Source organism: Yoonia sp., from assembly GCF_030731595.1.
Lineage (GTDB): Bacteria > Pseudomonadota > Alphaproteobacteria > Rhodobacterales > Rhodobacteraceae > Yoonia.
Map to the genome: position 1 here is coordinate 1 of NZ_JANQTS010000002.1, position 1,698 is coordinate 1,698.

The following is a 1,698-nucleotide window of genomic DNA, read 5'->3' on the forward strand; positions in this document are numbered from 1 at the left end:
TGTCCGGAGGGTGTGTGGAAACTGGGTTGATTGTGGTGCCGAGGACCATTTTTTACGTTCACCGTCATTTCGGCGTAGAACCTTCAATGCGACTGTTCTGATGCATCGTAGGGGCGGTTCGGGCAATTCCAGGTTTATTCGAGAGTTTGGGGCGCAATCTGAAGGGCTAATGAGGCCTCTTACGCCTTCATCGCTGCGATCATCGCTGGAATGCCCATGATGTTCATGACTCGGGTCATGTTGTAGGCCAGCACGTGCAGCGCCATCTCCGTCGCCACCTTTTTCAGAGTTCGCATTTTGAAGTGCGTGGCCCCCATCCATGACTTGATCGTGCCGTAAGGATGCTCGACAGTCATGCTGCGGACGGCCAGTTGGGCTGGGTCGGCGTCCAACCTTTCCTGCACCCGCTCCAGCACATCCTCTTTCTCCCAACGACGCACACGCCGTTCTTTACTGGTCGTGCATTTGTCTTTGAGAACGCATTCAGAGCAGGCCCCCGACCAGTATGTTCTGATGGCTTTGCCGTCTTGGGGGCCAGTAAATCTGTAGGTCAGGTCTTCGCCTGCCGGGCAGACATAGACATCCTTGTCGCTGTCGTAGGCGAAGTCAGCCTTATCAAACTGACCGCGTGCAGCAGCGTTTGATGTCATGGGTTTGGGAACAACAACCGAGATTCCAGCCTCTTCGCTAGCAACGATTTCCTCACCCTTGTAATAGCCCTTATCCGCGATTGCTGTGAGCTGATCTGTCGTCATGACATCGTTCGCGGCCTCAGCCATCATCGACAACGCATCGCGATCAAACCCAAACATCGTGACTTCGTGTGCAACGATCAGGTGGTGATCCGCCTCGACTGCTGTTTGAACATTATAGCCTACAATGCGCGGCATCCGTGCTGTTGTGGCCATGGATCTGGCATCAGGATCAGTCAAAGAGACTTGGCTCTCGCCAGTTTCATCCATGCGCTGTTCAATCGATCGGTAGCGCACGGCCTCCTTTTTCAGATGTTCCAGCTTGCGCAGGGTCCGTTCCATGCGGGCCTCTGGCAGCACCGTGCCAGTCTGCTCGAAGATCTCATCCGCGCGATCCAACTCGCCCAAATAGCGTTCGATCGCTTTGTCGATCTCGCTCAACTTCTGGCGCAGCTTACCACGTGTGTAATTCTTGGCTTTGGCATTCACGGCCTTGAACCGGCTGCCATCGATGGCGACCACGTCACCATCAAGTAGATCCATGTTGCGACACAAGGCCACGAACTGCTGGCACACCTTGCGGATTGCAGGGCCGTTATCTTTGCGGAAGTCAGCAATCGTCTTGAAGTCCGGCTGCAACCGACCCGTCAGCCAAATCAGCTCCAGGTTACGCCCGCATTCCCGTTCCAAACGACGCGATGATTGGACCTGATTGAGATATCCATAGAGATAGATCCGCAGCATCAGCCCCGGATGATAACCAGGCCGACCAGTGGCGGCGGGCTGCGCATTGAAGCCAAGGACCGCGAGATCCAGCATGTCGGCAAAGGCATCAATGGCACGAACGGGGCTGTGTTCATCGACATAATCGTCAAGGTGTTCAGGCAGCAACATCGTCTGCTGCCGGTCTAAACCTTCGATGAAATGCGTCATCAACAACCTCCATACCGAGTAAGGAAATTATAGCATCATCTGAATCAAAATTGGGGAGTTTTCACACAGCCTC

At 54.4% G+C, this 1,698-nt stretch carries 1 protein-coding gene; it reads right to left on the reverse strand.

The window, feature by feature from the left end; all coding sequences use genetic code 11:
- Nucleotides 1-179 precede the first annotated feature (179 nt).
- Entirely contained in the window at nt 180-1,625 is a 1,446-nt protein-coding gene (locus tag NWQ23_RS00010; protein WP_306164127.1) for an IS1182 family transposase, read from the reverse strand.
- Nucleotides 1,626-1,698: the final 73 nt, after the last annotated feature.